At 58.1% G+C, this 15,249-nt stretch carries 20 protein-coding genes and 1 pseudogene; 1 reads left to right on the forward strand and 20 read right to left on the reverse strand.

Annotated elements, in window-relative coordinates:
• Positions 1-917 precede the first annotated feature (917 nt).
• The 13 genes and pseudogenes from I6F21_RS19350 to I6F21_RS19410 all read right to left on the reverse strand — a co-directional run bounded on the left by I6F21_RS19350 (position 918) and on the right by I6F21_RS19410 (position 8,984).
• Positions 918-1,391 (reverse strand): Rieske 2Fe-2S domain-containing protein, encoded by a 474-nt coding sequence (locus tag I6F21_RS19350; protein ID WP_225129556.1) that lies wholly within the window; start codon positions 1,389-1,391, stop codon positions 918-920.
• Positions 1,388-1,609, reverse strand: coding sequence for a hypothetical protein (locus I6F21_RS19355; protein ID WP_225129557.1), 222 nt, complete (start codon positions 1,607-1,609; stop codon positions 1,388-1,390). The genes I6F21_RS19350 and I6F21_RS19355 overlap by 4 nt, the downstream gene beginning before the upstream one ends.
• 267 nt (positions 1,610-1,876) lie before the next feature.
• Positions 1,877-2,377, reverse strand: a pseudogene (locus I6F21_RS19360) (aminotransferase class I/II-fold pyridoxal phosphate-dependent enzyme); the annotation flags it as partial.
• Positions 2,378-2,418: 41 nt separating this feature from the next.
• A complete protein-coding gene (locus tag I6F21_RS19365) occupies positions 2,419-2,688 on the reverse strand; it encodes a DUF6129 family protein (protein ID WP_225129559.1) in 270 nt (89 codons plus the stop codon).
• A 34-nt stretch (positions 2,689-2,722) separates the two neighbouring features.
• On the reverse strand, positions 2,723-3,082 hold the full coding sequence (locus I6F21_RS19370) for a DUF3024 domain-containing protein (protein WP_225129561.1): 360 nt from the start codon (positions 3,080-3,082) through the stop codon (positions 2,723-2,725).
• A gap of 14 nt (positions 3,083-3,096) precedes the next feature.
• Positions 3,097-3,336, reverse strand: a complete 240-nt coding sequence (locus tag I6F21_RS19375; RefSeq protein ID WP_225129563.1) for a nitrogen fixation protein NifZ — start codon at positions 3,334-3,336, stop codon at positions 3,097-3,099.
• Positions 3,333-3,647, reverse strand: a complete 315-nt coding sequence (locus I6F21_RS19380) for a nitrogen fixation protein NifZ (protein WP_225129565.1) — start codon at positions 3,645-3,647, stop codon at positions 3,333-3,335. Before I6F21_RS19380 ends, I6F21_RS19375 begins: the two co-directional genes overlap by 4 nt.
• Positions 3,648-4,004: 357 nt before the next feature.
• A complete protein-coding gene (locus I6F21_RS19385; protein WP_225129566.1) occupies positions 4,005-4,229 on the reverse strand; it encodes a 4Fe-4S binding protein in 225 nt (74 codons plus the stop codon).
• A 9-nt stretch (positions 4,230-4,238) separates the two neighbouring features.
• Positions 4,239-5,738 (reverse strand): nitrogenase cofactor biosynthesis protein NifB, encoded by a 1,500-nt coding sequence (gene nifB / locus I6F21_RS19390; protein ID WP_225129646.1) that lies wholly within the window; start codon positions 5,736-5,738, stop codon positions 4,239-4,241.
• A gap of 1,201 nt (positions 5,739-6,939) precedes the next feature.
• Positions 6,940-7,164: a putative nitrogen fixation protein NifT gene (gene nifT / locus I6F21_RS19395; RefSeq protein ID WP_027571421.1), complete on the reverse strand. Its 225-nt coding sequence runs from the start codon at positions 7,162-7,164 to the stop codon at positions 6,940-6,942.
• Positions 7,161-8,327: a cysteine desulfurase NifS gene (nifS, locus tag I6F21_RS19400; protein ID WP_225129568.1), complete on the reverse strand. Its 1,167-nt coding sequence runs from the start codon at positions 8,325-8,327 to the stop codon at positions 7,161-7,163. The genes nifT and nifS overlap by 4 nt, the downstream gene beginning before the upstream one ends.
• Before the next feature lie 100 nt (positions 8,328-8,427).
• Positions 8,428-8,664, reverse strand: a complete 237-nt coding sequence (locus I6F21_RS19405; protein ID WP_306469170.1) for a NifU family protein — start codon at positions 8,662-8,664, stop codon at positions 8,428-8,430.
• The gene (locus I6F21_RS19410; RefSeq protein ID WP_225129572.1) at positions 8,664-8,984 is read right to left on the reverse strand and encodes an iron-sulfur cluster assembly accessory protein; all 321 of its coding nucleotides are present in this window, start codon (positions 8,982-8,984) and stop codon (positions 8,664-8,666) included. The genes I6F21_RS19405 and I6F21_RS19410 overlap by 1 nt, the downstream gene beginning before the upstream one ends.
• 263 nt (positions 8,985-9,247) lie before the next feature.
• Between I6F21_RS19410 and I6F21_RS19415 the strand changes: the two genes are divergently transcribed.
• Positions 9,248-9,838, forward strand: coding sequence for a hypothetical protein (locus I6F21_RS19415; RefSeq protein ID WP_225129648.1), 591 nt, complete (start codon positions 9,248-9,250; stop codon positions 9,836-9,838).
• Between the two features lie 8 nt (positions 9,839-9,846).
• On the opposite strand, the gene I6F21_RS19420 is transcribed toward I6F21_RS19415, so the two are convergent.
• The 7 genes from I6F21_RS19420 to nifN form a co-directional block, all read right to left on the reverse strand.
• Positions 9,847-10,242 (reverse strand): Rieske 2Fe-2S domain-containing protein, encoded by a 396-nt coding sequence (locus tag I6F21_RS19420; RefSeq protein WP_225129574.1) that lies wholly within the window; start codon positions 10,240-10,242, stop codon positions 9,847-9,849.
• 478 nt (positions 10,243-10,720) lie between these two features.
• A complete protein-coding gene (locus I6F21_RS19425) occupies positions 10,721-11,560 on the reverse strand; it encodes a host specificity protein (protein ID WP_225129576.1) in 840 nt (279 codons plus the stop codon).
• Between the two features lie 893 nt (positions 11,561-12,453).
• On the reverse strand, positions 12,454-12,750 hold the full coding sequence (fdxB, locus tag I6F21_RS19430) for a ferredoxin III, nif-specific (RefSeq protein WP_225140382.1): 297 nt from the start codon (positions 12,748-12,750) through the stop codon (positions 12,454-12,456).
• A gap of 12 nt (positions 12,751-12,762) precedes the next feature.
• A complete protein-coding gene (locus tag I6F21_RS19435) occupies positions 12,763-12,963 on the reverse strand; it encodes a CCE_0567 family metalloprotein (protein WP_225129580.1) in 201 nt (66 codons plus the stop codon).
• Positions 12,960-13,436, reverse strand: a complete 477-nt coding sequence (locus I6F21_RS19440) for a NifX-associated nitrogen fixation protein (RefSeq protein WP_225129582.1) — start codon at positions 13,434-13,436, stop codon at positions 12,960-12,962. Before I6F21_RS19440 ends, I6F21_RS19435 begins: the two co-directional genes overlap by 4 nt.
• Before the next feature lie 6 nt (positions 13,437-13,442).
• Positions 13,443-13,838: a nitrogen fixation protein NifX gene (nifX, locus tag I6F21_RS19445; protein ID WP_225129584.1), complete on the reverse strand. Its 396-nt coding sequence runs from the start codon at positions 13,836-13,838 to the stop codon at positions 13,443-13,445.
• Positions 13,835-15,244 carry a nitrogenase iron-molybdenum cofactor biosynthesis protein NifN gene (gene nifN / locus I6F21_RS19450; protein WP_225129586.1) on the reverse strand — a complete coding sequence of 470 codons (1,410 nt, stop codon included), beginning with the start codon at positions 15,242-15,244 and terminating at the stop codon, positions 13,835-13,837. Before nifN ends, nifX begins: the two co-directional genes overlap by 4 nt.
• Positions 15,245-15,249: the final 5 nt, after the last annotated feature.

Raw genomic sequence — 15,249 nt, forward strand, 5'->3', positions numbered from 1 at the left:
CCTTTTTACTCCCGCATCACTTGCTCATCATTCAACTTCTCCAAAGCAAGTTGCACACCAGATGCGTAACGTTCGTTTGTCCAACGATCCCTTCCTTTTCGCGGCGCGACTCACAATTATTGCGCAGGTTGCGACAACGTCGTTCGCTTCTGTTTCGGACACGACAAAACTCGCATAGCATTTGACCTCCCGCCTCGGCCTGCTGCTGTGTTCCGTCGCTGCCGATCTATCGTTTGCTCAACAGATAGCGCCTGTCGCAAGAGCCCAACGAGACAGCGATGATTGCTGAGCCACCTTTGAGGCTGCAGACCAAGCCGGCCGCAATCCCGATTGGCAGGAACGTTAAACCGGCAACGCAGCGGCCCGCAGGCTTCCCACGATACACGTCAAGACGCGCTTGCAGCGGCAAATTTGCGACGAACAACGAGCACCTGCTCACATGCATTTGCTCCTAACGGGTCCTAGCTGACATCCGCTAAGGGCCTCGCACGAACGGAGTGGCATGGCAGTTGCAGCGCAGGCAATAACGCCAGCTGCGTCCGCCGGCCAAAGAGTTTTGACACAGGATCGTCATTCCTCCTCCCCAAACGGTCCTGTCAGTCTGGGCCCCACATTCTCCCAGCCCAGACGATGCCCTCGGCGAACTTCCAGCCGCCGGGGGCATTTCCCTCTCCAACATATCGCCTGCAGTAGGAAGCATGTCCTGCCTGCCCGCTCGATTTGGCGAGCTAGTGCAAGGGCAGCTTCTTGGTGCGACGGAGGTCGCGGAGTGGCAGGGCTGCAATCCGCGCAAGGTGCCCGTTTTGTCTCACAAATCAACAGCCGTGACACGCATCTGCCAACGCTCACGAGTACGACGGCTTCATCCGACGGCAAGGCGCCTCAAGCAGCTTGAGCATAACAAAGCGATAGGCCCGTTAGTCCGGATGGATCGTGATATCCATGGTTTCGTCGCTGTCCGCGAACGGGTCGGCAGACCGATCGTCCTCCAGCAGCCTGACGCCGCACAGGCAGACGTCACCTTCGATCACGGCGAGCGGTACCGGCTCAAGCGATTGTCCATCGCAGGGGCCGTCGATGCACATCCCAGTGTCGATCTCGAATCTTGCGCCGTGCCGGCCGCATCTGAGAAAGGAACGGTCTGACGAGAAAAACGCACCGGTGCCGATGTTAAGCCAGACGCTCTCATGCGGACAACGATTGACGTAACCAAAATAGTCGTTGCCGAAGGTGCGCACCACAATAATTGGAAACGGGCGGCTCTCGCCCCTATCATCGATCCGCGACAGGCTGAAGCCCATGGCCCCACTCCGCTCGAGGGCATCGGCCGGGCAGACGGCAAAAACCTCCGTCTTATCGCTCATCAGGTCGCCGATTATCGGTTCGCTCATCCCGGCCTCGCAGTTTCCTGCTTGAAGGCTTCGATCGCAGTCCGGCTCAGCCGAAAAATCCCGCGGCCACGAGCGAGCGGCCGATAAGCCGAGCTGGCACGGGCGTTCAGGACATCAAACCATTGGATCGGCGTGAGCTTCGCCGGACGCTCACTGATCTGGATCACCCTCCCGTCCGGACCGAAGCGGACGTGGATGATGACTTCTTGCGAGCTCATACCGATCCCCTGTTTTGGCAACTCTAAGGATCCCGACCGTACACCGACGATCTCGACTCGGGCACCTTGGCGCGTGGGGGCTCAAGCCGCGCCTTAGACGCCGCGCCTTTTGTACTATCGAGCAGGTATTCTTCACCCGCTTGGAGCATTTCTCGCGCGGACTTAACACGAGTGCGTGCCTCCAACCGCACGGCGTGCTCCCGCATTTGTGTGGATCACGATCCGCACCAGGCAACGCTGCCACAAGCGACGTATGCTCAATCCGTCCTTGTAGCTCGATCCAATCGCCTCGGTGTAATCCTCCAAAAGCAGCAGCTGATGGCGCTGCGCGACCGCACGCAGTTCCGACCACGGCGCGGGATGACCGTTAGGATTGCCGGCGACAATCGCCCGCGTGTTGGCCGTGATGCGCTCTTTGGCCTTCGCTGGGACTAATGCTCCCGACCAATAATCGACATCTGCAAATACCACTCGTGCGCCCGCGAGACTGGTGGCATGCGCGGTTTCGCGAAAGGAGTAGGGCGAGGCGAAAACCTCCTGCCCCGGGCCGATGCCGAGCGCCTTCAGCGCAAGCAGGAGCCCGATGGTACCACTCGAGACCGCATCAACATATTTGCGACCAAGATAGGCGGCGAAAGCGTGCTCAAACGCCTCAGTGATCCGCCCGTTGGAAATTTGCGGCGAACACAGCAGCGTCTCCACGGCAGAGAGCTCAGAGAAGGTGATATCGGAATCGAACAGTGGAATGAATGATGTATTCTCCTCCACAGTGTGCGCACCATCAAGCCGATACTCTGCTAGTTCAGTGCTCACCGCCGCACATTCCTTTTGGCCAATACGATGCCGGTCGCCCGCGTCGGATCGGCCGTAATCTGCACGCAGTGATCTGATCCATCGATCAGATGAAGGTCGAAACGCGGAAACTGCCGGAACGGCTGATCCGCCACATCCGACGCATCACAGCGCACCCAAGCAAGCTGTGGAAAGCGGTGCCGCAGCTCGACAAACGGACCCATCTCGGCGCGATCGGCTGCAAGCAGCCGCTCGATTTCGATCAATTCCTCCGCGGTGAGCGCCATCGTGGCTCCTCTATGACTCGTCAAAGGCGCGGCGTCATTGCCAGAACAGACGCTCCGGATCCGCATTCAATTCGTCGATTGCAGAAGTCAACCGATGGTAAAGGCTGTAAAATTCCCAGGTTCCTCGCGCGTGGTTCTTGCGAAACAGCTTCCAGATCCCGCTCACGGCATCATAATGAATCAGTGCGACATCGATGAGAGCGCCATCCTTGTCGATGTTGCGCGAGCAACAGGGGCTCTCGACGAGGTAGCCGCCCCTCACCGGCGTCACGTTCGGCGAGACGTAGAGATAACGCTTGCGCGAGCTCAAGCCGCGCTCGATCCGTTTGCGATCGAGTTCGTTGGGGTGAGGCACCAGCCCGGCCTTTACCGTTCTCATCAGCGCGGCATTCATCGCGAAGCCTCCATTCAAAGCACTGTGATTTCTTCTTCAAGACAGCCGATGAGCATCTGCTCACCAAAATCGACAATATAGATCGGCACGTTCGCTTCGGTATGGATCGCGACGTTGATGATCTCGCCGGTCGCTCCGGCCGCGAGCAAGACTCCCTCGGGCTCCATGTCGGGATATGAGTGGTCGTTGATGAGGTCGACTGCGGTTTTGACCCGCTGGCCCCGCTGATATTTCGGAACGCCGGGCTGAGTCATGACTCCTCCGGGAATGGCAGATCATCGATCTCCTCGCACGTGTCCACCGGCTCTAGCTCCTTGCGCTTCATGCCAACGCGGTAGCCGCTTTCCAAAAACTCAACGCCGTAGATGTAGAATTGCTGCAGGAACGTGCCGATCGAGACGACATAACCGACCTCCCCCTTCTTGACTAAGACGTCGCCAATCTCCTTGCCGCGATAGGTGCCATCATTGCGGATGGTGCGATTGGCTCGCAGCTTTTGGCCAAAGCTGAAGACGGGCGGGTCGCTGAGCTCGACGACGTCGCTGTCGCGAACAATGCTGTTCATGTACCGCTCCTCATGCATCGCTCCCTCTAGAGATGTAGGAAGCTGCCTCGCCCACGGCAGGCGAGATCCTGCATCACTTCATACTCGCGCGGCGTGGTCAGTCTCATCGACGACAGCAGCGCTGGGTAGGAAGGCCGCTCTCGGAATCGCGAAACGCCTTGGACCGCCGCGCAGAATGAAATGCCCGCCAGGGCCGTGCTGCCGACCAGCAACAGCACGATCGCAGGGCAAGCCAGCGCAGTCGTCGTCCGTGATGGAGGACCGAACGTCGGCGTCCGCGCCGCCGCCAACGCGCAGCACGAAGCTTGCGACGTTTTCAGCACCCGCTCTTGGCGTGCCGTTCATGGGGTTCACACTTTAGACTGGCGCCTGGTAGCGAGGAAAGGACGTGTCAACCACACAGGTATTGTCGACCGGACAGGCGGCGACGCATTGCGGCTCGTCGAAATAGCCAACACATTCAGTGCATTTCGCCGCTTCAATGACAAAGCTGCCCCCCTTCTCCGAGATAGCAACGTTCGGGCATAAGGGTTCGCAGGCTGAACAGCTCGTACACTGCGAGGCGATGATCTTGAATGGCATATATCCCCCTTAGCCTGCGGAGAAAAGAGATCCTTGCGGGATCGCGGCGTCGCCGCGCTGCGCGTGCTGGATCTCCCCGCGTTTCACCTTATCCAGATAGGATCTGAACCAGGCGATCGCCGACTTCTCAATGAACTCATGGGCATATTGATCGACCGGCTCGATCCCTGCCTTGATCAGATTGCTTTTCGGGCAGCCGCCTATCTTGGAGACGAAGACCGCATGGCAGTCATGGATGCCACGCATGATGGCGGAAAGCCTGTCCTCCTCGCCATAACCGCCCTGGCAGTAAACGTCCACGCGGCGGTGGCCGACGAATTTGGCGCCGGATGTAGAAAGTTCGTAGACCTGGAATTCCTTTGCATGCCCAAAGTGCTCGTTGATCACCCCCGAGCCCTTGGTTGCGACGGCCACTAGAAGAGTGATCGCGCTCATCTCCCCGGCAAATTTCGCAAGCTCCTTTTGGGCGACCGCGACTCTGGCGGCACGCTCATGCTCTACCCTGCCCTGATATGCCTTGCGCATCTCTAGGTCATATTCGACGTCCATTTTCATGACCTGATCGGTGGTGAACTCTGCGCTGCGGTCCTGCCCGAGCAGACCGACCGCATCGGCCCGGCACTGGCGACAATGGCGCATAATTTTTATCTCTCCTTCACAAGCATCTTGCAGCGCCTTCAATTCTTGCGCCGTCGGTCCGCGCTGACCGTTGAGGCCAAATACTGTGCCGTGTTCGGGCGCGGAGATCAGCGGCATGATATTGTGAAGGAAGGCACCGCGCGACTTCACCGCCTTGTTGACCTCGATCAGGTGGTCGTCGTTGATGTTTGGGATCATCACCGAGTTGACCTTGCACAGGATACCTCGTTCGCTAAGCATCTCGAGACCTTGCAGTTGGCGATCGGTGAGTATTCTTGCCGCGTCAATACCCGTGTATCGCTTGTGGTTGAAGAAGATCCACGGATAAATCTTGGCTCCGATTTCGGGATCAACCATGTTGATGGTGATGGTGACGTGGTCAACCTTGGACTTGACGATGGTATCAACATAGTCCGGCAGTGCGAGTCCGTTCGTTGACAGACACAGTTTGATTTCGGGAGCGGCCTTGGCGACCAGCTCGAACGTCTTGAACGTCTTTGCTGGATTGGCCAGAGCATCGCCCGGTCCAGCGATGCCAAGCACCGTCATCTGCGGAATGCTGGTCGCGACCGCGAGCACTTTTCTGACCGCCTGCTCAGGCGTGAGCTTCTCGCTCACCACACCCGGACGCGATTCATTGGCGCAGTCGTATTTTCGGTTGCAGTAATTGCACTGGAGGTTGCAGGCAGGCGCGACCGCGACATGCATACGGGCGTAATGATGATGCGCTTCTTCGCTGTAGCAGGGATGGTTCTTGACCTTTTCCCAGATTTCGGTCGGCAGATCGCCTTGGCCTGCGTGCGAGCCGCAGCTCGCCTGTCCGGTCTTGGCCGAAGCGCGGCAGCGCTTATGCTCGGGGGCGGGCTGCATCATCTTGCCGCTATCCACTGCAGCTTTGACATACTTTCCGCGTTCATTTTCATTTTTCCCTGCTGGCATCATCGCCCCCCAGGACGATCAAAGAAGCTGGATAGCAACTTGCATGCCATGGCGCAGACGATGAAATTGCAGCCATACGCCAAGGAGTTAGCGGAAACCATCGTCGCTGGCGCACGAAAGAAGAGCAATGATGCGTTGACGATGCGACAGATACGTCGTCATTCTCACGCAGAGCTCCACGGCTTGCGCATGCTCGCGCTAAGCTCGCCGGAACCGGCTCCATCTGAACGGGTTTTCTCGCGTTGCGGCTCCCACGATAGGAGCTGGGGGATCCGGGCTTCATAAGGCCACTAATGGGTGAGCAGTATCTCAACCGTGCAAGGGAACCCAATCGCAAGCGGTGTCAGGCGTTGCTCGAGTAGAAAGCGGAGCTCGTTGCGAGAGAGCGCGTCCCCATCAACGATGGCATAGTGGGTGCTGGCCGAGCGCTTGATGATCTACCGCCGCATAGCTCCGCAACAGCTGTTCGTTGAAGCGACAGCCGATCAAGAGAAAGGTCTGTTCGCCTTTCCTTGATGGATGTCCGGAACTGGCGTCTGAATGTCGATTTCGGTCAACGCCTGACGTAGTCCGCGTCGGAGATAAGGAAGGTGTTGGCCGGCTGCACGCTGCCATGCCACTTGTACAGCACCCCCGTCGCCCAGCTGACGGCCACGGCACTGCCGACCTCTCGGCAAGCGAATCGTAAAGGCGATACCAGCGATTTTCGCCAATGCCGACGCGGGTGATACCCTGCACTTCGACCCATCCATCGCGCTTATCCAGCGCCGGGCGCCTGGCGGCATCATACCAGATGTCGACTATGACTCGCAGCGACAGGGACGCAAGATGATGGCGCGACCGCGTCGGCTGAACTGGCCGAGCGAAAGCCCGCGCCATCAATGCCGTCACGGCGGACCGATCTTTGCTGATCTCGACTTGTCGCGCCGACGCCAACGCATTGCCCCTAGCCGGCCGCGGCAGCGGAACCTCGCTCGAAGAAGCCGGGCAACGCCTCTGGCGTGGTCGACATATCGGATCTGCACAATTCGGCGAGGCCAGGACCGAGATGGGGAACAATGCTCGCGGCCCTCGTCCACGAGCGTGGCTTTTGCATCGGCCGCATCGACAAAGTCGATCTTCGGGGGCGCCTTCAGGGATCGTCCCCGTTCTCGCCCCGTTTTTTAGCGTTGATTGTGATCGGTAGCCGTGTGTCGCTCGCCATCTCGGGCAAATCGAGCACCCAGCCATTAGCTACTTTGATCCAGCCGCCCCATAGCGTCTCGTGCTCGGATTCCACGATTGGCTCTTCGAGATCCTTTTTTGGCACGTATATCGACAGGCCCGCGTCCGGAGACCGGCGGATCATGATTTTCACGTGGTCAACTCCTTGGCTGTGACGCAGGAGGTGGCGCGCAGGCGAGCCACGATGTCGGACACTGCGCACACGACCTCATCGACCTCCGCGAACGAGGTTTCACGTGACAGAGAAAAGCGCACCGCGCCGCGCATCCGCCACGCCGGCACCTGCATGGCACGCAGAACATGCGAAGGCTGCATTGAGCCGGAGTTGCAGGCTGATCCGAGCGACACGGCAATACCGGCCCGATTGAGATGGTGGGCGATGGCTTCGCCTTCGAGATGATCGAAGGCAATAGTGGCCGTGTTCGCTAACCGATTGCTGATATCGCCGAGCGCAACGCACTCGCCATTGTGCAAAATTCCCTGCTCTAGGCGGTCGCGCAACGCGCCAATGCGAACGCGCTCCGGTTCGAGCCGCTCCGCCGCGAGCTCGGCAGCCTTTCCCAGGCCGACGATGCCGGGAATATTCTCAGTCCCGCCGCGGCGTCCTCGTTCCTGTGATCCGCCGCAGATCAGCGGCCGGAATTTTGTCCCTTTGCGCAAATATAGCGCGCCGATTCCCTTGGGGCCGTGCAGTTTGTGCGCGGATAGCGACAGCATGTCGATCGCACTGTCCTTTAGGTTTACGCGCACCTTACCGATGGACTGGACTGCATCGGTGTGAAACAGCGCGCCCGCCTCACGGGTCAACCCGGCCAGAAACTCTACAGGGAATATCGTTCCGGTCTCGTTGTTGGCCCACATAACCGAGGCGATCGCTGTGCGTGGCCCGAGCGCGCAGCGAAACGCCTCGATATCGAGCCGGCCGCGGGAATCTACGGGTACGATGTGCGTCTTGACTCCTCTTGCCGCCAATTGCTTGGTTAACGCAAGAACGGCGGAGTGCTCTACCGAGGTGGTGACAATCTCGTCTCGGTCTTCCTGCGTCGCAAGCGCAGAGAGGATCGCGGCATTATTCGCCTCGGTCCCTCCCGAAGTGAAAACGATTTCTTGATCGTATGCGTTCCCTAACAGGCCCCGCAAGCTATGCCGGGCCTGCCTCACAGCGACCGCGACCTCGTCGCCAAAGGCATGCGTCGACGAGGCATTGCCGAATTGCTCGGTGAAGAACGGCAACATGGCTTGTACAACGGATGGATCGGTCCGGGTCGTTGCATTGTTATCGAGGTAGATCGGCATTCTATTCCTCGCTCATCCATTGCCTCGCCTGCAGCAGCAACGGGGACCAGATTCAATTCGCCGAATTGATCAACCAGCCGCGCCTGAATGCCTTCCAGCGTCACCCGCGAAGTCTACAAACCGTGCAGGCACCGGTCAGCGTGACCATGATCCTGCTGCTGCCATCGATGCCTATCAGCTGACAGTCGCCATCATCGCGTGGCAGATTGGGGCGTATCTCTTCGAGAGCCCCGCGAATGCGACGCTTTAGGTCTGTCGCAGTGGACGACGATTGCCTCAGTTGTTCGGCCGGCATGCTTCGATATGTCCTCTTCATCAGCTGAACGATTTTTTTCATCAGCTGAACGATTTTCCGCAGGAGCAGTTCGCGGTGGCGTTCGGGTTGTGAAAGGTAAAGCCAGAACTCTCCAGTGCCATCACGAAATCGATGGTCGTGCCGACCAGATGCTCACGGCTCTTGTTATCGACGAACACCTTCAACCCGTCGCATTCGATCACGGTGTCGTCAGGCTTCGGTTCCTCGGCCAGGCCCATCTTGTATTTAAATCCATTGCAGCCGCCTGCTTCGATCATGACGCGCAGACCGCCGGTCGGGTGCGCCGACGATGAAATCGCGCTCTTGATTGCATTCACTGCGCTGTCCGTCAGGTTGATCACGGCTTTCCCTCATCAGCTTGGATCTAGCTGTTAAGGGCAAGTCACGTGCCAGCGCGCAGGCGCTTGATGATGCGCACTTTTTCGGACCGCGCCTGTTGACTTTGGAACCGGTGTTGGGTTCCTGACACGACTAGGCGCGGCCCCCTGACGCGTTTTCTTTCTAAGCTACGCGCGGGCAGCTACGCATGCAACGGCAAGCAATTTGCATCGCATCTGGCACCGGCCAAGGCGTCGGTGAAGAGCTTAGATCGAGGACGAATTTAATGACTGCAATCGAGAACACCGCACTCGGCAGATTTGAGAAGGAGGGCCGCCTGCTCAACGCCGTACTCAAAGGCGCGACTACGAAGCCGGGCCGGTTCGGCTTTCGTGGCGACGTCGCACTGAAGTTCCAGACTCAGGTCGCCGACGAGAAGCGACCGCCGGACTATTCGATCGAGCAGGTTCTGACGATCGCGCAGGACGGAGAACGCACTATTCCGGTGCTGGCCGGCTACCTACACTCCTTCGCGTATCTTGCTGACGTCGCGACCGTCCTTGACGGCGCCTTAAGCCCAACCGGCAGCTACTTCATGTTTTGCAACAACATCGATTTGCTGGCGAAATATCGAATCAAGTTCGGTGATATCAACTTTCACGTCTTGCCCTGCGATGAATCGACCGTTTGGAAGGAGATGATGGAGCTGGTCGGGCTCAACAAGGACGACATCAAGAAGCTCGATCCGGGCGGCAAGCTTGATTACCTCCTCGATGCCGCAAAGGATCTCGATCTGTCCTATGAGGAGATCTCTTACGACGGCGGGCTAAAGAGGATGGAGCCGGTGAAAAACCGCAACGAGAACCGCCCGGTCTGAGGCGGTCTTCAGTTGTTTGGCGATGCATCGTCTTCGACAAGACGCACGCCGAGGACACAGATATCACCATCCAGAACTGCCAACGCGATCGGCGTGAGCGCTCTACCCTGACATGGACCTTCGACGCACCGCCCGGTGCCGAGTTCGAAGGTCGAACCGTGCTTGCCGCACATCAGCCGGATGCCGCAAGGATCCAGGAATTGGTTCTGCTCCCAATCCAATTTGACGCTGTTGTGCGGGCATTTATTGACATAGCCAAGCACTTTTTTGCCCCAGCGCACCACAATGATGGACCACGGCCGGTGATTGCCGTCATCTTCAACGACCATAAGATGGAATCCCATGGCTTGGCGGCTCGGAATGTCGTTAAAGCCGCAAATTGCATAGATGGGATTTGGCTGCATTCATACTCGCTTATTGCAAGGCGCTTTTCATTGCGTTGTGCAATCAACGTGCAAGAAGTGTGCAAGTGCCTGAGCGGATCGTGTCTGTGGTAATCCAATGCGCAAGCTTATTGCAGCTCACCCCATTACCAACGCACAATTAGGCCAGTTCGTTCGACGATTGGGCCGTGCTGCCCTTCCATGAAGCCCGCCCAGCTACAGCTTTCGGCTTCAAGCATTCTGCACGATTTGCCGGATAGCTACATGCGGTGGCTGGTCGTTGCTGCTCGTTGATGGCCACGGCCGTGGCAACCCCGTTAGGGCCCCTCGGATCGCCTATCCCCCGCGAGCATCGTAAGAGCCTCGGAGAGGGGCTAGACGGTCGTTTCGGCCGCCGGGGCGACGCTGCGAGCGTCGCCCCTTGAAGTAAGACCATTGCGTCCGCTATAGAACGGTCGAAAGCCCATCATTTCAGGCCCGGTGCTGCTATGCAGCCAATTTACTCGAGGGGCATTCGCCTAAGAGCGCGCTCCAGGTAAATTGAAGCGCCGTCGTCCGAGGAATCCGAGTCGTAGCTTCTCTGAGGACCGACATCACTGCCCCCAGCTTTGGAAAGATACTTCGTAGGCTTGTCTACACGCTGCCACTTGTCATTCTCGTTCTTCGTCCACACTTCGGGATTTTGGTGAGGATCAAGCACCCAGTGGTTACGGCCCACGTGAACAAAACCCATGTCCGCAAGGCGGGGTTCCATGCCTGGTAAGGCCGGCCTCGACATGATCAGCGGATGGTCGCCGTCCTCTCGCAGTAGATGTTGTAGCAAGATGTCGCCAGCGTTCTCGACAAGCGGATGAGTTACCCTAAGATCTACCACGGACGTGATATCGTTCCGCCCAAACTGTTGTTGAAATTGGTCTCCTTTGATCCGAACCGGGCCTCCTGCTCTTAATAGCCCGACAATTTCGTCGCCCAACCGGTAGCTGTAAAATCGTGCTGGCTTATTTGGATCGTCGTAGGTGTAGGCGTAACTTCCAGCAACGGTTGCTGCGCGCTCAGCCTTCTGGGAGACGAAATCTGAGTATTCCTGTGGGTTCTCGGCGATCTGCATGATATCGCTGCGCAAGAACCTCTCGACTCCTCTCCTGAAGGTTTCGCGGTCGGGGATCTCTCTAATGGGCGGTTCGGAAACGAGAGAGTATGACGCCGCTGGTTCGGATGACGACCCACTTGGCTCCATCCCTGCAACTGTTTCCGCAAATCGGGGACTATCTCCCGCTTCTGACGAATCGTCATTACCGGTTGTGAACTGGCTGGATGAGCCAACGATTCTGCCATACATCAGACCGCTCTCCTATGAGAAAAGTTGCACGCAATCGAGCTCGCCCACGCGCGGCTCTGCCTGCGAGGATAGAATTCCTAGCTGACCACAACCTGACCAAAGCACTCAGCGTTTACACGTGGCTACCCCGCGCAGTCTGCGCGTAGCTGCGACTAGCCGCGATCTGTGGGTGGAATCGCACGTAATATCGGCGGCTACGATCCGTCGAAGAAACCGATGCTTATGATAATGACTTGCACGTTCCTATTAGCAGATGGGTTACCCCGCCCGACCACGTACATCGACCCATGAACCCGCAACGAGAATTAGAGACCTGCGTGCCAATTGTTCCGCGTCCTGATTTTGCGATGTGCGCTCGATGCCCATGTGGGGCAGCGAAATGTCGTCCCCGCTGGGCGTGTGCAAAAGACCAACTAAGGTGTTCCCGGCGCATCCCGTCCCTGTAGAATCGACCATCTAGGCAGACACCATTGTCCACGATCGGCGGCGCGGCGGGAACATAAGCTTCTCCTGATCCGCAAGCAGACATGCACAGGATCCGCTCGGATCAAATCGCCAGATGTAGTGGCTAACTGCCTTTCAAAGTAGACTCCTCGGCCTCAATCATGACAGGCTTCAATCCACCTAGTGCGGCGCGAGGCGCAGCTCGCCTCCTACGAATACGCGAACCTTGGGGACGAGTGGTTCGTGAGCAACGGATATTATGCCGGCATGACATAGCCCGAGGCGCCAACCATCGCCTCGGTAATGCTTACGCTTTCGCCGCTCGATCTTGCTATTCGATGCTTGGTCGACATCCTTCTGGCATGCCGTCCTCACCTGAGTTCACCTGATCACAATTGCGCCTTGCCTCACGTATATCTCGCCTGCCACAACAGGACGAGTGTGTTCGCTCACGCTGCTTCAGGTACCGCCGAAGTGTGCGTCTGGCAGTTGGCCGGGCAAACCCTGGCGCATGCACCGCAGCCGATGCAGGCGCCTTGATCATTCAGAACCATAATTTTCTTTTCGATCTCATCGTCCTCGTCGTCGAGGTCGACAAGTTCGCCTCCCTCACCGATTCCTTTCAAAGTCATGACATCTCGACCGCACACCTTGAAACAGCGGCCACAGCCGATGCATTTCTTTGCATCGATCGTGATCAAGTATTGTGGCGTCCAGTCGCGTCCGTCTCGTGTTTGGAACGACATGCATTGCCCCTTTTAAGTATTCTCTAGCGCCTTCAAGGCGAGACTCTCGCGCTCAAGTTCGGCATAAGCATCGTACGCCTTCTGCGCGACCACCATGATCGAGGTCCAGTTGATGGGCAATTCTTCCGAAAGGTCGTGCAGATCCAGCTTGGCCTGTATCGCCTTGGCGGACACTTTCCTTAGTTCGGCCTTCAGTGTTTCACGATCGCTCATGAATATCCCCAATAGTTCGCCACGTCCGGAAATTTCCGAATCAGGCCGATTCCGTCGCTGACACATTTGTCGCCCTGCTGCGCGAGCTTCACCAAACTATCAAATCCGAAGCGATACACATCGCGCAGCTGCTTGTTCACGGCGATCAGACGGCCTGAGATGAGCACCATGCGGGCGAATCCTTCATGATGCAGATCCAGAATCGGCTGGGTCATCGCGCCGGTCTCCCTCTCGATCGAGAGCGCGACCGCATCGAAGAAAAGCTTAAGCCGCCACAGTGGATCGGGATCAGGATCACCGATAATCGGCAATGCGCGCCGTTTCTCCTTGTCCAGAATATAGAGTTCGAGCAGATCGAGATCGCTCCTCGCCTCCAAGGCTCCGTTGGTGTCCTGAGCACGCCAAACCTTGATCAACTCCACGAGGAACGGCGCGTCGGCGGCGTTTCCCTGCTGCTCTATTTTAGCGGTCATATCACCTCATTCGTCGAACTCGAAGGTTCGCCGTCGGTCTTTTGCCATAGCCTTGCGTAGCCAGGGAGGTGGCGTGCCCTTCAGTACGCGCTCGAGTTTCTCGAGCAACACCAGAATGCTTTCTGGCTTGTTCACCTTGATAGGATGGATCTTGTTGGCGACCACTCGCGCAGCCCCAGCACCGCCAATGGCGCCGACGTAAAGGATTGCGCAATCCTTGATTGCGTCGATCTTGGGCGCCAACTTGTCGTCGTTGCCGTCTTCCTTTAGATCGCCCTCAAACTCAACCGCTTTGAGAAACACGTGCCCGCTAGGCGTGACATCGTAGATCGCGATATTCTTTGCCCAACCAAAATGGGCATCGACGCGTTTCAGGTCCTGAGTGGCAAACGCGACCTTCATGCACTCGACCTCTCAGCTGCGCCGGTGGAACTGCGATATCCCGAGCATCGCGGCGATCCGGCCGCAGTTCGCCATTTGTCGGGCGTAGGCCGATCGTTCTCCTCACGATGCGCGATCACGAGATTGGCGATATCGAAGACCAGATTGCGGGTACCACGATAGCCCACGGATAGTTGGTGTCCCGCACCAAGTCGGTCGAACATCGGAAAACCCGTACGATAGAACGGGACTTTCAGCCGAGCAGCCGCTTGCCTGCCATGCGAGTGCGTGATCAGCAGGTCGCAATGCTTTGTTTTGGCAAGCCCTTCCAGATCCTCGAGATCGCCAATGAGTACCTCCTTGGTCTTAATCCGCTCGATCACCCCCGACTGAGTGGTCGTCACGGCCGCCGTCACCTGCGCGCCCATATCGTGGAGCATGCCGGATAGATCGAACAGGAGGTCTGGCTCAGCGCCGATCGCAACTTTGCGACCGCCAATATGGAAGTGCGCGTCCAGCATTGCATCGGCGAGCTGACCGCGCTGGCGCCGATACTTCAACGGTATGGGGCGACCGCTGATCTCGCTCAAGAACGTCATGAATTCGTCATTCGGACACAGGCCACACAACCGCTCGAAGACACGAAAAGGCACGCCGGTCTTGCCCTGCATGACCTCTGCCGCCCGCTGCATCTGCGCGCCGATCGCAATTGTCCACCCGGCGCGGCCCATGCTCGCAATTTCGTCGACGCTGATGCCGCCGATGGTCGTTGGCGTAAACTCATCGGGGATATGCCCATCGAGCGATCCCGCCAGATCAGGGAGGAAGGACGGGATCAACCCGAAATCCTCCAGTATGACACGGAGTTCATCAAGGTCGCCGGGCGTGAGGTGACATCCCGGCAGAACATTCACCTTCGATGGATCCCGCAGGCCGCTGGCGTTGGGCCCTTCCACCAGCACCTCCACAATGCGCGCCACAGCCTTTTCCCAGCCGTCCTGGAACGCGCCCTTGAAATCCGGCGTCGAGACATACACCAGTGGCAACTTTGCGAGTTGCGGATGATTGCTCCGGATTAGCTTGAGGTAGGCATCCACATCGTCGCCGTTGGTCTCGGTGATACCGGTCGAGCAGATTCCGATGATCTTTGGCTTGGTTCGGTTATAGATGTTCAGTATAGCGTGCTCGAGATTCTCATAGCCGCCGAGTACGGTCGCGACCTCGCTCATCGCGGTGGTCTGCAGCGGTACTGCCTCTTTGAAATGCCGGACAAAGAGCGTGAGACCGAAGGATGTGCACCCCTGGGAGCCGTGCAGAAGCGGCATCGCCCCGCGCAGCCCCATGAACGCGAATGCGCCGCCGATCGGCTGACTCATCTTCAGCGGGTTGACAGCGCACGCTTTTGTCGGCGCCGTGACGATTGCCATGACGC

Origin of the sequence: Bradyrhizobium sp. NBAIM03 (assembly GCF_020194055.1) — a bacterium.
GTDB classification, from domain to species: Bacteria; Pseudomonadota; Alphaproteobacteria; order Rhizobiales; family Xanthobacteraceae; genus Bradyrhizobium; species Bradyrhizobium yuanmingense.